At 64.9% G+C, this 14,976-nt stretch carries 17 protein-coding genes; all 17 read left to right on the top strand.

The features are described from left to right. Position 1 precedes the first annotated feature (1 nt). The 17 genes from K8M09_RS05790 (at position 2) to K8M09_RS05710 (ending at position 14,899) form a co-directional block, all read left to right on the top strand. Positions 2–1,249, top strand: coding sequence for a phage head morphogenesis protein (locus tag K8M09_RS05790; RefSeq protein ID WP_160784841.1), 1,248 nt, complete (start codon positions 2–4; stop codon positions 1,247–1,249). 366 nt (positions 1,250–1,615) lie between these two features. Then, complete coding sequence (locus K8M09_RS05785) at positions 1,616–2,617, top strand: phage protease (RefSeq protein WP_160784842.1); 1,002 nt, start codon at positions 1,616–1,618, stop codon at positions 2,615–2,617. A 17-nt stretch (positions 2,618–2,634) separates the two neighbouring features. Beyond that, on the top strand, positions 2,635–3,039 hold the full coding sequence (locus K8M09_RS05780) for a hypothetical protein (protein WP_206366644.1): 405 nt from the start codon (positions 2,635–2,637) through the stop codon (positions 3,037–3,039). Between the two features lie 22 nt (positions 3,040–3,061). After that, a complete protein-coding gene (locus K8M09_RS05775) occupies positions 3,062–3,958 on the top strand; it encodes a Mu-like prophage major head subunit gpT family protein (RefSeq protein ID WP_160784843.1) in 897 nt (298 codons plus the stop codon). A gap of 120 nt (positions 3,959–4,078) precedes the next feature. Next, positions 4,079–4,471, top strand: a complete 393-nt coding sequence (locus K8M09_RS05770; protein WP_160784844.1) for a hypothetical protein — start codon at positions 4,079–4,081, stop codon at positions 4,469–4,471. Between the two features lie 152 nt (positions 4,472–4,623). Beyond that, positions 4,624–4,872: an Acb2/Tad1 domain-containing protein gene (locus K8M09_RS05765; RefSeq protein ID WP_160784845.1), complete on the top strand. Its 249-nt coding sequence runs from the start codon at positions 4,624–4,626 to the stop codon at positions 4,870–4,872. A 2-nt stretch (positions 4,873–4,874) separates the two neighbouring features. Continuing rightward, positions 4,875–5,333: a phage protein Gp36 family protein gene (locus tag K8M09_RS05760; RefSeq protein ID WP_160784846.1), complete on the top strand. Its 459-nt coding sequence runs from the start codon at positions 4,875–4,877 to the stop codon at positions 5,331–5,333. Beyond that, entirely contained in the window at positions 5,330–5,806 is a 477-nt protein-coding gene (locus K8M09_RS05755; RefSeq protein WP_160784847.1) for a phage virion morphogenesis protein, read from the top strand. Before K8M09_RS05760 ends, K8M09_RS05755 begins: the two co-directional genes overlap by 4 nt. Further along, positions 5,803–6,435: a hypothetical protein gene (locus K8M09_RS05750; RefSeq protein ID WP_160784848.1), complete on the top strand. Its 633-nt coding sequence runs from the start codon at positions 5,803–5,805 to the stop codon at positions 6,433–6,435. Before K8M09_RS05755 ends, K8M09_RS05750 begins: the two co-directional genes overlap by 4 nt. Continuing rightward, complete coding sequence (locus tag K8M09_RS05745) at positions 6,428–6,979, top strand: phage baseplate assembly protein V (RefSeq protein ID WP_160784849.1); 552 nt, start codon at positions 6,428–6,430, stop codon at positions 6,977–6,979. The genes K8M09_RS05750 and K8M09_RS05745 overlap by 8 nt, the downstream gene beginning before the upstream one ends. An 11-nt stretch (positions 6,980–6,990) precedes the next feature. Then, positions 6,991–7,305 (top strand): hypothetical protein, encoded by a 315-nt coding sequence (locus tag K8M09_RS05740; RefSeq protein ID WP_160784850.1) that lies wholly within the window; start codon positions 6,991–6,993, stop codon positions 7,303–7,305. A gap of 14 nt (positions 7,306–7,319) precedes the next feature. Beyond that, on the top strand, positions 7,320–7,721 hold the full coding sequence (locus K8M09_RS05735) for a GPW/gp25 family protein (RefSeq protein ID WP_160784851.1): 402 nt from the start codon (positions 7,320–7,322) through the stop codon (positions 7,719–7,721). Continuing rightward, on the top strand, positions 7,718–8,587 hold the full coding sequence (locus K8M09_RS05730) for a baseplate J/gp47 family protein (protein WP_160784852.1): 870 nt from the start codon (positions 7,718–7,720) through the stop codon (positions 8,585–8,587). The genes K8M09_RS05735 and K8M09_RS05730 overlap by 4 nt, the downstream gene beginning before the upstream one ends. 170 nt (positions 8,588–8,757) lie before the next feature. Further along, a complete protein-coding gene (locus K8M09_RS05725) occupies positions 8,758–9,705 on the top strand; it encodes a phage tail protein (protein WP_160784853.1) in 948 nt (315 codons plus the stop codon). A gap of 1 nt (position 9,706) precedes the next feature. Further along, entirely contained in the window at positions 9,707–12,913 is a 3,207-nt protein-coding gene (locus tag K8M09_RS05720; RefSeq protein ID WP_160784854.1) for a DUF4815 domain-containing protein, read from the top strand. An 11-nt stretch (positions 12,914–12,924) separates the two neighbouring features. After that, positions 12,925–14,454, top strand: a complete 1,530-nt coding sequence (locus K8M09_RS05715) for a phage tail protein (RefSeq protein ID WP_206366645.1) — start codon at positions 12,925–12,927, stop codon at positions 14,452–14,454. 1 nt (position 14,455) lies between these two features. After that, positions 14,456–14,899 carry a hypothetical protein gene (locus tag K8M09_RS05710; RefSeq protein WP_160784855.1) on the top strand — a complete coding sequence of 148 codons (444 nt, stop codon included), beginning with the start codon at positions 14,456–14,458 and terminating at the stop codon, positions 14,897–14,899. The last annotated feature ends 77 nt before the right edge of the window (positions 14,900–14,976 follow it).

The raw sequence follows: 14,976 nt of genomic DNA, 5'->3' as shown, positions 1-14,976 counted from the left end.
GATGGCAGAACGGGCATCACGCTTCGCCTATCCGCCCGAGGTCTCGGGCTATTTTCGCACCAAGGCGGTCAAGCCGAGCTTCTCCTGGCTGGACATATGGGCGGAAGAGCACGCCTACATCATGACCGTCGCCAAGACGACGGAGCTGGAGGTGACGTCCGCCTTTCACCGCACGATCGCCCAGGCGATCGACGAAGGCAAAGGCTTCGACACCTGGAAGCCGCTGATAGAAAAGGAGCTGACGAAGCTCGGCTGGTGGCAGCCGCGCATGGTGTCCGATCCTTCCGGCATTGATCCCGATCGCATGGTGGACTTCTCGTCCGACCGCCGGCTGAAGACGATCTTCTGGAGTAACATGAACTCCGCCCGCTCGGCCGGCCAGTGGGAACGGGCGCAGCGGTCGAAGGGTGTTCTGCCGTATGTGCTGTACATGCGCACCACGTCGAGCGATCCCCGCGTCGAGCATCTGCAGTGGGTCGGCCTCATCCTGCCGATCGATCATCCGTTCTGGAAGACACACTGGCCGCCGAACGGCTGGCTCTGCAAGTGTCAGGTCCGCATGCTCACCGAACGCGAGGCCCGAGCGCTTCTCGGCACCACACGCGTCATCGGCAAGAATGACCAGGGCGAGGACATCACGATCCGGTACACGGACAATCCGCCCGACCTCGGTCCCGACATCCGGCACCGCAACCGGCGCACCGGCGAGATATCCATGGTGCCGCCGGGCATCGATGCCGGCTGGCACACGAACCCGGGCCTTGCGCGCGCCACGACGCTGATCCGGAATTTCGAGACCCAGCTTGACGCAGCACCCGGGGCGGATGCGACGCGAGTGCTGAAGGAGCTTTGGGACGATCCCTATCTGCGCCTTGCGCCACGCCTCCCGCAGAAGGTCTGGCTGCCGGCCGGCGTCTCGAAGGAGCTCGCCGAAGATCTCGGCGCGAGGAGCGCCGTCATATCGGTGACCAGCGAAACCATCGTCGAGCGGATCGGCCGGCACAAGATGTCGGTGGACGATTTTGCGGTCTATCCCGAGCTGCTGGCCGAGGGCCTGGTGCTGCCGGACCCCCGCGGCAAGGGGCACGTCCGGTCGATCATCCGGCGGATCGGAAAGGCGTGGTGGCGGGCTTTCGTCACATTGTCCGAAACCGGCTACATGCGCGCGACGTCGCTGCATCAGAAGCAGGAGAAGGAATTGCGCAACGCGGTCGAGCGGGCGGGCATGAAATGGCCAGGAGGGGAATGAGGTGCGGCAGGGAGGGACCGCGTCCCGGCCTGACCGGGCACCCTCCAGCGGGCAATCGTGGCCAACGGACTTCGCTGCCGCACAGATGCAATATAGGGGATGGCCGGGGTCAGGGCAACCTCACGGACTCGGGCGTGCAAATAAGCGCCACCAGCGCGCACGGCCGGCCCGGACGCCTCGTTATGCCCGCGAGGGGTGCGTTGCGCGCCCACGGCCTTCAAACCGGCTTCAAAATCGATGTGAGGATTGATTGCGGGACGGTGACCGGCGTAGATAGGGAACCGAAGCGCTCCCGCGTCACCTGATGCGCCGTGGCTGACAGTTGTCAGCCCCTGCGCCCCTCGCGGCTCTGGCAAACATTGCCGCATGCTTCAGGAAACCACAAGCCACCTTTCGATCGCCTGCTTGGACGCGACGGCCAGCGCCGCCGCCGAAGCCATGACGGGCATCGCCACCATCGACGTCTTCGCCGCCGATCAGGCAGCCGGCGAGGAGAAGCGCGCGCCCGAATGGATCAAGCTTACGCCCCGCGGCCGTTTCACCGCCCGCGACGGCCGCAGCTTCGACGTAGACCCCGAGGCGCTCGTCCAGCGCTTCGATGCGGACGGCGTCGCCGTTCCCCTCGATGTCGACCATGCGACCGTCAAGAAGGCCATGTTCGGTGACATCGCGCCGGCCGTCGCCTGGATCGAGAAGCTGGAGGCGCTGCCGGACGGCCTCTATGGGCGCGTGAGCTGGCTCGAAGAAGGCATCCGCATCCTCACCGCGCGCAGCCATCGCTACATCTCTCCCGCCCTGCAGGCCGACGAGTTCGGCAAGGCCATCTGGCTGCATTCGGCTGCCCTCGTCGCCGCGCCCGCCATCTCGATGCCCGCCGTGGCGTCGGCCCAACCCAAAACGGAGACCAAAATGCTGAAAGCTATCGCCATTGCGCTCGGCCTCACCGAGGATGCTGCGGAGGCGTCCTGCCTGTCCGCCATCACCAATCTGCAGAGGCGCATCGATCCTGCCGTGCACCAGCAGGCCCTCGACACCCTTGCTTCCTCGCAGAATGAACTCAGCGAGATCAAGAAGGCCGGCCGGAAGGAGAAGGTGGACGCGCTTCTCGAAGGTGCCTTGAAGGCCAAGAAAATCTCCCCGGCCCACCGTGACCATTACGAAACCCTCTGCGCGACCGACGACGGCCTTGCCTCGGTGACGGCCCTTATCGCGACCCTCGGCGCTGGCCTTGCCCCGACCGACCTCGACACCAGGCGCGCGCCCGGCGGCGAGACCTACACCCTGTCCGCCGAGGATCGGAACGTCATGCGCTCGCTGGACCTGTCCGAGGAAGACTACCGCAAAGCCAACGGCCTTCCGGCCGCCTGATCGGGAAAGGAACGATCATGACCGCAATGAGTGAAGGGCGCCAGCTCGTAGAGATCGCGCCCGACTATTCCGATCCGCCCGTCAAGGGTGGGGTGACGATCCACCAGGGCGCGCTTGTCGTGATGGAAGGGGGCCTTGCTGTCCCCGGCAAGACCGCGACCAATCTGACGGCAGTCGGGTTCGCCCTCAAGACCGTGAAGAACACCGGCGCGGACGGCTCCGTCACGGTGCCCTGCAAGCGCGGCACCTTCCGCCTCTTTAACCAGGGGGCCGATGCGGTCACGGCCGGCGACATCAGCAAGGACTGCTTTGTTGTCGATGACCAGACCGTTGCCAAGACCAACGGCACCAACACCCGCTCGGTCGCCGGCAAGGTGATCGCAATCGACGCTGCCGGCGTCTTCGTGCGCGTCGGCTACTGACCTCAACCAGAAAGGACCACTTATGTCCCGCGTTCTCACAGCGGAAAAGCTCGATGCGGCAAGGCGCGGCTTCAAGACCGCCTTCCAGCTCGGCCTGACCTCCACTGCCGCCATCTACCAGTCGCTGGCCACGGTGATCAATTCTGATGCGCCGGAAGAGCTTTACGGCTGGCTGGGGTCGATCCCCAAAATGCGCGAATGGATCGGCGCACGCCACATCCACGGCCTCACGGAAAAGGCCTATTCCATCAAGAACCGGAAGTTCGAGTTGACGGTTTCGGTCAGCGCCGACGACATCTTCTACGACCGGCTCGGTGTCTACCGGCCGCGTTTCGAGATGCTCGGCAATTCCGTCGCCCTGCATCCCGACGAAACCACGATGGAGCTGGTCACGTCCGGCGCGTCGTTGCCCTGCTTCGACGGCAATAACTTCTTCGATACCGATCATCCCGTTGGCAAGCCCGGCGCGGTGACGTCGGTTTCGAACTATGCCGCTGGTGGTTCCAATCTCTGGATCCTGGCCGACCTCTCCAAGCCGCTGAAGCCGTGGATCTACCAGAAGGTCGGCGAACCCAGCTTCGTCAACAAGGAAGACCCGAAGTCGTCGGACCACGTCTTCATGAACGACGAATATGTCTATGGCGCAGATGTGCGCGGGGCAGTCGGCTTCGGCTTCTGGCAGATGGCCTACGGCGCGACCGTGGCGCTGGATGCGACGAACCTCAAGGCAGCCTGGCAGGCCATGTCGGCGCTTACCGACGACGAGGGACGCAAGCTCAACATCAAGCCCACGCATCTGCTCGTCGGCAGCAGCAACGTCTTCAAGGCGAGGGAACTCCTGTTGTCCGAAACGATCGGCGGCTCGTCCAACACGCTGCGCAATCTCGTCCAGACCATGGAGCTTCCGCTTCTCGACTGATCCGCGGAGCGGCCGTTGCGCACGGCCGCAGGATCGCCGGCGGCTTCTCCTCCTCCCGCCGCCGGCGGTTTCCCGGCAAGCACCAATCCGCGTGCTTGCTCGGAAACCAAGGAGACCAACATGGCAAAACAGTCCACCCCGGCCGAAAAGGTCGCAACCAACGATCAGGCAACCGGCGGCTCGGCCGGCGAGACCTTGCAGAACGATGCCGGCGCGGCTTTCCAGGCCCATGAGCACAAGGGTTCCACGGAAGGCGGCGAAACCGGAGCGCCGGGCGAAGACGGCGGCGAGACCATGCAGATGATCGCGGCGGAACAGGTTTTGGTGGTCTCCGCCCCCGGCGGGCCGCGTCGCCGTGCCGGGTTCGGCTTCGGCCCGGTCCCGGTCGATCTGCGCTGGGAAGAACTCGGCGCGGACAATGATGAACGCACGGACGTGCTGGAGCGGCTGCGCGCCGACCCGCTGCTGAAGATCGATAGCCGCTTCGAAGAGCGCCCGGTCGAGGATGACTGAGATTTCGACGGGAGCGCCGCGAGGGCCGGTCGACATCTGAAGCCTGTCGCCCATCGCCCGTAGCCCTGGTGCAGCAGAAGCCCGACAGGGGCACCACAACAGCGGCACAACACAAGCGGCGAAGCCCGCATCTCTTTTGAAAGGTCATCGCCATGTCCGAGCATAAGGGGCTTCCCATCGCCGGCTACCACGCCCAGAGCGAGGAGAAGATCGCCGTCGTCAACGAGAACAAGAAGGTTGAGGAAGCCATCCTTCGACTTCTCGACCAGTACACCGCCTCGTCCGAGGTCGATCAGCGCTGGCTTGCCATCGGGCGCTCCCACATCGAGCAGGGTTTCATGGCGATCAACCGGGCCGTCTTCAAGCCCGGGCGCGTCCAGCTCGACGGCGACGAGGCGTAACCATGGCCGTCTACGCCACCATCGCCGATCTCGAAGCCCGTCACAACGAGCAGCTCACGCTCGTCGCGGCCGATGAGCGGACGGGCTTGCGTGACGATGTGCGGATCGTGGCCGGCATCACCGACGCCTCGACGGAGATCCGCGCGATCCTCGCGGCCCGCTATTCCTCCTCCGATCTTGCCAGCCTGGACGAAGACAGCCTTGCGGTGCTGCGCGTCTACTGCATGGACATCGCCTTTTACCGCATCGCGCTCGCGTTCAGCCGCTCTTCCGAGACGATCAAGGAACGGCACGACACGGCCATCAAGCGCCTGGAGGCCATCGCGGCCGGCAAGGGGGCGCTGACGACGACGGGTGGTAGTTCGGGAACCGGCGGCGATGCCGGCGGCGTCGGTCAGAACGAAGTCGTCGTTGAGGCTCCGGTACGCATGTTCACCAGGGAAAGGCTCGGCCGGATATGAGCTTCGGCATCACGCTCGACGCCTCCGATCTGGACGATGCCCGCCTGAAGCTTCGGCGCTGGTTCGACTTCGAACCGTCCGAGCTGATGACGAACATTGCCGCCATCGGCGAGAACCAGACCCGCCGCCGCATCGCCGAGGAGAAGACCGCGCCGGACGGCACGCCCTGGAAGCCGAACTCGCAGGACACGTCCATCCTCATGCAGACCGGCCAGCATCTGCTCGCCTCCGTCGCCTCCTTTGCCTCAGCCAGCGAAGCGCAGTGGGGAGCCGCATGGGAATGGGCGCACGTCCACCAGGAGGGCATGACGATCGTACCGAAGTCGGCGGAAGCGCTCGTCTTCCAGCTCGGCGGCAAAACCATTCGCTCCAAGAAGGTGGATATCCCGGCCCGTCCGTTCGTCGGCATTTCCGACGAGAACGCCCGCGAGATCGTCGACGCCGTGACGGACTTCTTCGGGGTGCTGCCATGATCGATCCGAAACCCTTCGCCGAATTGCTCGAAACCGACCCGCTTGCTCCCCTGCAGGCGGCAATCGTTTCCAGCCTGAAGCTGCTCAACCCGGGCGTGACCGTCGTGCCGCATCCGGGCAAGGTCGACGTATCCGAGCTGATCTCCAGGACTGTGGTGAACGCCCCCGGCATCGGCCTTGGCTGGAGCAAGGTGAAGACCGGCCAGCACGCGGAAGGCATGTTCTACCTTGTCGTCGAATGGGTCGCCTACATCGTCGCCGAGGCCAAGGTGGTCGGCGCGCGCCGGGTCGAAAAGGAGGCCGTGGGCCTTGCGATCGGCGGCCGGCTCCTCGAAATCCTAGCGGATCTCGAAACGAGCCTGTGGGGCCGGTCGGGCGTTCTGCCACCCGAGACCACGCCGCCGGCAGAACTGAAGCCGCTCTTCACGATCCGCGATGCCGCCCAGGGCGTGGCCTACTACACCGTCACCTGGACGCAGATCGTGCCGGCGCTGGGCACCGGCTTTATGCCGCCGCATGCCGGCCGCTACGACGAGCAGCTCGGCGCGATCGTCTATCCCGATGCCGACATGATCGACGAGCTGGCTCCGTGGATCCCGGCCGAACGGGAGGCCGATGAGGATGCGTGATCCGGTCGCCCTGGAACTTCGCCGCCAGCTCGCCCGCATGGAAGCGGCCGAGCGGCGCATGTCCATGATGCTGATCCCCGGCAAGGTCGGCCCGGTCGATCCGGAACGCCGCCGGCTGCGGTTGAAGCTCGGCAAGAATTCGAAGGGCGAAGACGTGCTCGGTCCCTGGACACGGTGGCAGGAAGCCGGCGTCGGCCAGCTCTCTATCCACAGCGAGCCGGGCGGGGACGAGCAGATGATGCTGATCTCGCTGTCTGGCACGGTCGGCGCTGGCTCGATCGCCATCCCGGCGACCTTCGACCAGGATCACGCCGCGCCGTCGAAGGCGAGCGACCTTTCCATGTTCGCCCGCGGGCAGACCCGGATCGAGATGAAGGGCGACCAGCTCGTGTTCCGCGCCGGTGGCTGCACGGCCGTCCTCGATGCGGCCGGCTGGCAGACCTTGGGCGGCGGCGTGTTTCACGACGACGTCCAGATCGGCAAGGACCATGTCCACGAAGATGTTGAACCCGGCGGTGCCCTTTCCGGCAAGCCGCCCCGCTGAAGGAGACCCCCATGGCAAAATCAGCCAAGCAAGAGCTTTCCGCCGCCGTCGATACGCTGCGCGACGCGCCCCTGCCGAAACTCCCGGAGGTCACGCCGCTGGTGTTGAAGGACGCGGCAGACCCGGCCGAGGCCGGCGACGGGCGTATCGAATACACGGTGACAGATCGTGCGCCCTCGCGCGTCGCCGGCCGCCGCGTGAAGCCGGGCGATACGCTCCGCCTCACCGAGGACGAGGCGCGCGGCGAGCTGCTCGCCCTTCACATTGCACCGCCGTCGGTCCCCGGCAGCGACGAGCAGACCGCCGCAGACGCCGAGACCGTTTGAAGAGGCTTTGAAGCATGGCCGGTGAAATCCGCTATCGCGTCGGAATCAATGCACGGACGGGCAAGCTGCTCACCGGCCCGGCGCACCTTGCCCAGTCTCTCGGCAAGATCTGGCACACCCGGATCGGTGCCCGCGTCATGCGCCTGACCTTCGGCGCGGATCTTCGCTCGTTGCTTTCCGAAGACCTCACACCGTCGATCGCGCTCCTTCTCTATAATGAGATGGTGGCGAGCGCGGCGCTCTGGGAGCCGGAATACCTGCTCGGCCAGTTGCAGCTCGTCACGATGACGGACGGCGGTCGGCTCGGCATTCGCCACGGCGGCCTCTATTTCCCGGAAGGCCGTTTCGGAAACTACGACCTCGCTGTCGACCTCGGCCTGCGCGCCACCACGCCCGTTGCACTGGGGGTCGCATGACCATCGACCTTTCCGCCCTTCCGAAGCCGGCCGTCATCCGCGAACTCGACTATGAAGCCATCGTCGAGCGCCAGAAGCAGACGTTCCTTGCGAAGTGGGCCGTCGCACGCGCGCAGTTCCCGGACCTGCCGGCCTATAGCGTCGAGATGCTGGACAGCGATCCGTTTGCAATCGACAACCAGGCCGAAAGCACCCGCGAGATGCTGCTGCGGGCCGAGATCAACGACACCTTCCGCTCGACGTTCCTGTATTTCGCGCGGCGCGGGAACCTCGACCATCTCGCGGCGAGCGTGCCCGTTCTGCGCATGCCCGGCGAGGATGACGATCGCTTCCTGGTGCGCATCCTCCTCGGCATCATGGGACGCTCCACGGCCGGCCCGCAGGAGCGCTACCAGTTCCTCGCCATGTCGGCCGACCTTCGGGTGAAATGGGCGGAGCCTTATCGGATCGGGCGCAGCCCCGTTATCTACATCGCGATATTCTCATCGGAGGCGGACGGCGTCGCCAGCGCCGGGCTTCTCAATGCCGTTCGCGCGGCCGTCACCGCACCGGCCGCCCAGGTGATGAACGACACCGTCATCGTGCAGCCGGCCATTCGCAAGGTCGCCAACCTTGCCGCCGATATCTGGCTGCTGCCCGATGCCGAGGAGGCCACCGTTGCCCGCGCCGCTTCGAACCTGCGCGCCGCGTGGGCTACCGAACAGGGCCTTGGCCGCGACCTCGTGGCCGCGTGGTGGATCTCGAAGCTGATGATCCCGGGCGTGCACAAGGCGGTGCCCGCTACCTCCGCCGACGTCGTCGCCCAGCCGACCGAAGCCATCTCCATCGGCAGCATCAACCTTGTCCTGAAGGGGAGAGCCTATTGACCTCGCTGCTTCCCGCGTCTTCCACCGACATCTACGAACGGGTGCTTGAGGAAACCAGGCTCGCGCGCTGGGCCGAGCTGCGGGCAGCGACCCCGGGTATATGGACCGGAAAACGGATTTCGCCCGCTCCGGACGTGTTGCCGTTCCTCGTATTCGAGGATGGCCTGGGGATGCTCACGCCATATGTCGATAACGTCTATGAGCTGCTCGACGGTCGAGGCGTGCGCTGGATGCGGGTGCGCGGAACCTATGACGCAATCGCGCGCGGCCTTGCCTTCCTCGGCATCACCGCCACGGCCGAGCCGGCATGGCACGGCCGCGTCTGGTGGAACTCCTTTCAGCTTCGGTTCCCGGCGCTGCCGGCGAACGATCGCCCGCTGCTGGAGCGCATCGAGGGCGTCACGCGCCTGTCCGGGCCGAAGCGCTCGGACCTGCGCCGTGGCGTCCACCAGTACGACGTCGGCCCGCTGATCGGCAACGCGTCCCGCCTCAACCAAAGCCTCCTCGACCGCGAGAGCGGCATCCGCCTCAAGGACGGCGGAACGCTCTGGTCCTTCGGTCGCACGATGGAGATCGACCACACGCTGACCGAAGCCGAGGGACTGGCAATCGGCAACTGGATCGAGGAACCGGAGGAAGGCGGTCTGCCGTGGGTGTCGATGACCTATCCGTGGGTGACGGCAACCTTCCCCTGGGCGGCAAGCCCCGCGGCCCAGCGCCGGGCACTGATGGCGGCCTGGTTCATCGCCCGGCCGATCTATGCCCGCCTGCAGGACGCTGCCGGCGTCGTCATCGGCTATCGCCGCTGCCGTGCCTGCCATGCCGTCACACAGGTCCTTGACGGCCGCTATCGGATCGCCGGCCAGTCCTGGTCTCCAGCGCCGGCTGGGCAGACGGCCTACATCGAGGCAATGACCGGCTTCCGCGATGCCGATGGTGTCGAAGCCCGGTCGGTCGCCCTGATGGCAGGCGTCACCCTTGCCGCTGGCATCCCTCCCGGCCGCCTCTGGCTGAAGCCCGAGGAGGTGACGGCCGGCGCACCTTTTGCCGAAACCCCGATTTCCCTGCCGCTCCGCGCCACCGTTCGCGAGCGCTTCAAATTCCTTGTGAGGTTCTAAAATGGCCTTTGAACACCCTTCCGGCCTGCCCGACGCTTTCGACCGCGCCCAGGATCGCCCCGACTATCAGGCGCTCGTGTTCTATGGCGAGGAGCCGTTCATCCAGACGACTGAACTCAACGAGATCCAGACCATCCAGCGCAACGCGCTGAAGCGGCTCGGCCATATCATCGTGAATGATGGCGACCGGATCGACCGTGGCGCTGCCTTCGTCGACATCGATGCCGGCACTGTAACGATCGAGGTCGGCCGCGTTTATGCCGATGGCGATATATGGGAGGTACCGGCCCGCGTGCTTGCCGGCGTCTCCATGGTCGGCCGCGTCGAGGTCGGCATCCGCCTGCTTACCGACTACGTCACCCACGAGCAGGATGCGTCCCTCGTGGGTCTGGTGCCCGGCCCGATCTCGGAAGGGGAAGGCGGCGCGGCGCGCGAGATCCGCAGCGCCACCTGGGCGAACAAGGACGCCGACGAGCCGGGCCTGTTCTTCACGGTCTACATCCTCCAGGACGGCGTGATCCTGGACGAGCAAGGCCCGAACCTCTTTGCACCGGTCATGGCGGCGATCGCGGACCAGGACCGGCCAAACGGCAACTACATCGTCCACGGCTGCCGCGTGACCTATCTCGCCACCAATGCCGGCAAGCAGATTTTTTCGATCAGCGAAGGCGAGGCCAATATCTACGGTTATAAGCGCTCGCGTCTTGCCGCCCTGCGCCATGAAGAGCCGGAAGACTGGGACGAGATGATCATCCCCGGCGAGACGCATATCTATCCCGGTGGCGCCAGCCACACATTCGAGGTGGACTTCGCACCGATCGGCGTCGTCAACTCGATCCTGCTGACCAAGGAAATCACCGTCAACGTCACGCGCGGCCCGATCGCGAACGGGCAGGACGGCCTCCCGAAAACCGGCGTTACCAGCATCGTCGGCATCGCCGGCTTCACCAAGGACGTGGACTATACCCTGACCGCGAACACGGTGAACTGGGGCCTTGCCGGCGGGGAACCACTTGCCGGGGCGACCTATCCCGTCACCTTCCGCTACCTCGACCTCGTCGAGCCAACCGCCCGCACCGATACGGCGATCACCGTCGCCGGTGGCGCAGACGGCGGCGCTGCTATCCTGGCATACACGTCCAAGCTCCCGCGCATCGACCGCCTTTGCCTCGCCGAGGACGGCGCGCCGCTTTACATCAAGGGTATCTCGGCCCGCGCCAACGGCCTGCCGCCGGCAGCGCCCGACAACGCCCTGAAGCTCTGCCAGGTGCACAACGACTGGATGGGGCCGCCGCGCATCGTCATCGATGGGAAGAACGACGGCGTGGTCTTCAACCCGCAGTCCGAGATCGCCCGACTGAAGTTCGCCTTCCTCGATATGCAGCGCCTCATGGGCCTGGAGCGCATCCAGCAGTCCATCGACAGCCGGGAGCCGGTGGCGAAGAAGGGCATCTTCGTCGATCCCTTCATCGACGACACCTACCGCGATGCGGGTCTTGCCCAGTCCGGCGCGATCTTCGACGGCATGGTGCAGCTTGCGATCGACCCGACCTTCTTCACCACGACATTGACCGGCCCGGTGATGCTCGATCCCGTCGAGGAGGTCATCGTCTCACAGCCGCTGAAGAGCTTCTGCGAGAAGATCAATCCGTACCAGAACTTCACGTTCCTGCCCGGAGCGCTGAAGCTCGTGCCGCCGGTGGACTTCTGGACGGAGACCCGCGACACATGGACATCCGCGCGCACGCAGGAGTTCAACCGTGGCACGAGGACGGACAGCGGGCCGCTCCGCACCGCAACGACCTCTTCCGAGCTGGTCGATACGCGTACGGAGATGATCGAATTCCTGCGCCAGATCCCTGTCTCTTTCACGATCTCGGGTTTCGCGCCCGGCGAGATCCTCGACGAACTGACCTTCGATAGCGTCGACGTCAAGCCGGCCGGCGTTCACACCGCCGACGGCACGGGGGAACTCAGCGGCAGCTTCGTCATCCCGCCGAACGTCACGGCCGGCTCCAAGATCGTTGCCGCCAAGGGAATGGGCGGGACGGACGCGACGGCTCTCTTTGCCGGACAGGGCACCGTCACGACGCGGACCATGCGGCTCGTCACGACAGTTTTAACCTGGACGCGGGCACGTACGGTCGCGATGGGCGGTGGCGGGCGTGGCAGCGGCGCTGACGGCTCGCGTGGCCTGGACCCGCAGGCGCAGGGCTTCGCCTTGCCCGAGACCCGGCAGGTCATGGGCGTCGATTTCCATCTTTGCCACATCGGCGATGAGGCCAAGCACATCGTCGTCAATCAGGTCACGATGAACAACGGCTATCCGACGACCGACATCCAGGCGGAAGCGATCCTGCCCATGGTCGGCGCGGTCATCGGCTGGAAAGCGGCCCGCTACACGCTGCCCGTCACCACAGGCCCGCAATTCCTTCAGGCCTTCGTCATCAAGACCGACGATGCGGATCACTCAGTCTCGATCGCCAAGCTGGGCGGGTTCGACCAGGAGCTTCAGCAGAAGATCGCGAGCCACCCCTATACGACCAGCGCACGTTTCTCTTCGGTCAACGCCGAAACCTACACCGCGCACCAGGACGAGGCGCTTGCCTTCCGTATCGTCGTCGCGAACTACCCGGTGACCACGAAGGTCGTCGAGCTGGGGAGCTTCGATTTAGTAGACTGCTCGGACATTCAGGTGCGCGCGGCCGTCGAGATCCCGGCCGCCGGATGCTCGGTGGAGTTCGAGATCGAGCGGACCAACGGCACGAAATACCGGCTGGCCCCGTTCCAGGTGCTGCAGCTCACCGAATACATCACCGAGACGGTGCAGCTCCGGGCGATCCTCAAAGGCACTTCGAAGCTCTCGCCCATCCTTTATGCGCCCGTCGATCTGGTCGCCGGGCACATCCACGAGGAGTTCACCTACGTCACCCGTGCCTTTGCCCTGGGCGAGGCGGTGCGCATCGCGAACTACTTCAAGGCTTACCTGCCGGGTGGCTCCACGATCGCGGTCGGCCTGTCGATCGACGACGGCCCCTTCGTCGCCATGCCGGTGGCCGAGAATGAGCAACTGGCCTTCCCGCTGTGGGTGGATCGCAAGCACGAGCTGACGGGCCAGACCGGCACGACCTGCCGCCTGAAGCTGACCGGCACAGGCGGCCCCGCCTCACGCCTCGTCGCCGGCCATTACAGCGCCGCCGTATTCTGAGGAGCCGAGACATGGCAGACACAACCACCCACCTTGGCCTTCCAAAACCGAACCGCACCCGCGTGCCGTCTCGGAATATCGACGAGGAATTCGACGCCCTGGCTATGGCCTGGGATATGGTCGATGCCTTCCTGCACGCCCTGGCGCAGCTCGTCGCGCAGAAAGCGCCGGCCGAGCACGATCAGGCGATGAGCACCATCACCGGCCTCATCGACGCGCTCAATGCCAAGATGTCGAGCGATCGCCAGTTTGCGCTCGATGATCTGACCGACGTCGAAGGGGCCGCCGGCGCGCCGACGAACTACGTGCTCGTCAAATCGAGCGGCGGCCTGTACGTACCGTCGTCGGCCCTGGCGGCGCTGGGCGTCCACCCGCATCTGATAGCCGAGGTGACCGGCCTTGCGGCAGCGCTCACCGATCGACCGACGCGCGCCGAGGTAGCGGAAGGGCTGGAGGTCCTCAACGATGACCTCATGGCTGAAATCCAGAAGCGCGGCGTATCGGTCGGCACGCTCGAAATCTTTCCGATCAACGAGGTTCCGCTCACGAACCTTGTCTGCGACGGCTCGGTCTTTAACGAGGAGCTTTATCCGCAACTGTACGACTATCTCGGCACGAATGTTTTGCCGAATTACACCGACCGTGTTTTGCGCATGGCCGGTCCGCTCGCTGGCGCGGCGGGTACGACGCAGGAAGATGCGATGCAGCGCATTACGGGGTCTTTCGACGTGAGGGCCACCGACACGGCGGGCGCCAGCTTTGTAGTCGCTGGTGCGGGAGCCTTCACGCGCGGGCCATCTACGCTCCCGAACCATGGGGGATCGAGCACCGGGACAGCACGTCCCGTCGATAAGATATCCTTTGACAGCGGGCTGTCGCCGGGCGCTCGCGTTAACAACAATGAGAGCCGTGTCAAAGCCGGCATCGTCGTCATCACAATTCGGGCGTTCTCTAACATCGTCATCGACGGCATGGCAGATCTCTCGGCGCTTCTTACCGCCATAGCTGACAAGCTGACCGCAGAAGCCGGACTGGATAACACCAAGCTGATGACGTCGCTGCGAACGTGGCAGCAGGGCGCAGCGCGCGATGCACGCGTGCTGCATGTCCGTGATCAGAAAGCCGCTGGTGCGGCTGGCGGTTCGTCTGTTACTGGTGTTCAGGTCCGCACACTCAACACCGTCGTAGTCAATGGGATCGCTGGTGCCAGTCTCGCCGCAAACCAGATAACACTGCCTCCTGGAGTGTATGACATCAATGCGACGTCGCAGTTCTTTAGGAGTGGCTTCGGTCAGCTTAGCATCCGTGAGGCTGGCGGATCGTATCTGCTTGACGGGCCACAGCTCTATAGCATCGCGTCAGGCGATTATGCGGCCGTAAATGCTACCGTTAAAGGGCGAATTCAGCTCGCGACAACCACGGTGATTGAGCTTGCTCTGTACACCCATAGCTCATACGCCACGGGTGGGTTGGGGGCATCGAACGGCGTTAACACCCGGCCAAGTATTTTTTCCGACGTGATCATCGAGAGGGTCGACTGATATGCCTCACGTACTCATCGAAAACGGCGTCGTGGTACAGCTCGACCTCACCGGCAACCCGCCCGGCGGCTATGTCGCAGTCCCCGACGAGGTGCAGCCGGGCTACCTGTTCAGCGATGGCGTGTTTTCGCCTCCTGCCGCATCGCCCGAGCCGGTCCCCGACGAAATCTCACACTGTCAGTTCTTCCAGGAACTGGCAAACCGTGAGCTGATCACCCGGGAGGAAGCCCTAGCTGCGATTACGTCCAAAACGTTACCCGCAGAATTCGAGGCCCTGGTATCTGCCATTCTCGACGAGGATATCGAATGGCAAGCGCGCATGGCCCTCTGCGGCGCGACGACCTTCCTGCGCACCAACTGGTTCGTCGATTACTTCGCTGCGATGAAGGGCTTCTCGTCGGCCTACATGGATGACGTCTGGCGCTCGGCCAACCTGATAACCTGAGGTCTGTCCGCGTCGGGTTGATTTTCGACGTCGTTGCGCGCATCTTCCACCGCAGAAGCGGACTTAGCGGTCAAGGG

This window comes from Shinella zoogloeoides, assembly GCF_020883495.1.
Classification (GTDB): domain Bacteria; phylum Pseudomonadota; class Alphaproteobacteria; order Rhizobiales; family Rhizobiaceae; genus Shinella; species Shinella zoogloeoides.
Note: the sequence above shows the minus strand (reverse complement) of the source record. Positions and strands in the feature narration are given on the sequence as shown.

Coding starts and splice junctions, on each gene's coding strand:
- K8M09_RS05710 (WP_160784855.1), top strand. CDS start 14,456: ATGCCTCACGTACTCATCGAAAACGGCGTCGTGGTACAGCTCGACCTC.
- K8M09_RS05780 (WP_206366644.1), top strand. CDS start 2,635: ATGACCGCAATGAGTGAAGGGCGCCAGCTCGTAGAGATCGCGCCCGAC.
- K8M09_RS05720 (WP_160784854.1), top strand. CDS start 9,707: ATGGCCTTTGAACACCCTTCCGGCCTGCCCGACGCTTTCGACCGCGCC.
- K8M09_RS05730 (WP_160784852.1), top strand. CDS start 7,718: ATGACCATCGACCTTTCCGCCCTTCCGAAGCCGGCCGTCATCCGCGAA.
- K8M09_RS05765 (WP_160784845.1), top strand. CDS start 4,624: ATGTCCGAGCATAAGGGGCTTCCCATCGCCGGCTACCACGCCCAGAGC.
- K8M09_RS05760 (WP_160784846.1), top strand. CDS start 4,875: ATGGCCGTCTACGCCACCATCGCCGATCTCGAAGCCCGTCACAACGAG.
- K8M09_RS05740 (WP_160784850.1), top strand. CDS start 6,991: ATGGCAAAATCAGCCAAGCAAGAGCTTTCCGCCGCCGTCGATACGCTG.
- K8M09_RS05755 (WP_160784847.1), top strand. CDS start 5,330: ATGAGCTTCGGCATCACGCTCGACGCCTCCGATCTGGACGATGCCCGC.
- K8M09_RS05735 (WP_160784851.1), top strand. CDS start 7,320: ATGGCCGGTGAAATCCGCTATCGCGTCGGAATCAATGCACGGACGGGC.
- K8M09_RS05745 (WP_160784849.1), top strand. CDS start 6,428: ATGCGTGATCCGGTCGCCCTGGAACTTCGCCGCCAGCTCGCCCGCATG.
- K8M09_RS05715 (WP_206366645.1), top strand. CDS start 12,925: ATGGCAGACACAACCACCCACCTTGGCCTTCCAAAACCGAACCGCACC.
- K8M09_RS05790 (WP_160784841.1), top strand. CDS start 2: ATGGCAGAACGGGCATCACGCTTCGCCTATCCGCCCGAGGTCTCGGGC.
- K8M09_RS05750 (WP_160784848.1), top strand. CDS start 5,803: ATGATCGATCCGAAACCCTTCGCCGAATTGCTCGAAACCGACCCGCTT.
- K8M09_RS05770 (WP_160784844.1), top strand. CDS start 4,079: ATGGCAAAACAGTCCACCCCGGCCGAAAAGGTCGCAACCAACGATCAG.
- K8M09_RS05725 (WP_160784853.1), top strand. CDS start 8,758: ATGCTCACGCCATATGTCGATAACGTCTATGAGCTGCTCGACGGTCGA.
- K8M09_RS05785 (WP_160784842.1), top strand. CDS start 1,616: ATGCTTCAGGAAACCACAAGCCACCTTTCGATCGCCTGCTTGGACGCG.
- K8M09_RS05775 (WP_160784843.1), top strand. CDS start 3,062: ATGTCCCGCGTTCTCACAGCGGAAAAGCTCGATGCGGCAAGGCGCGGC.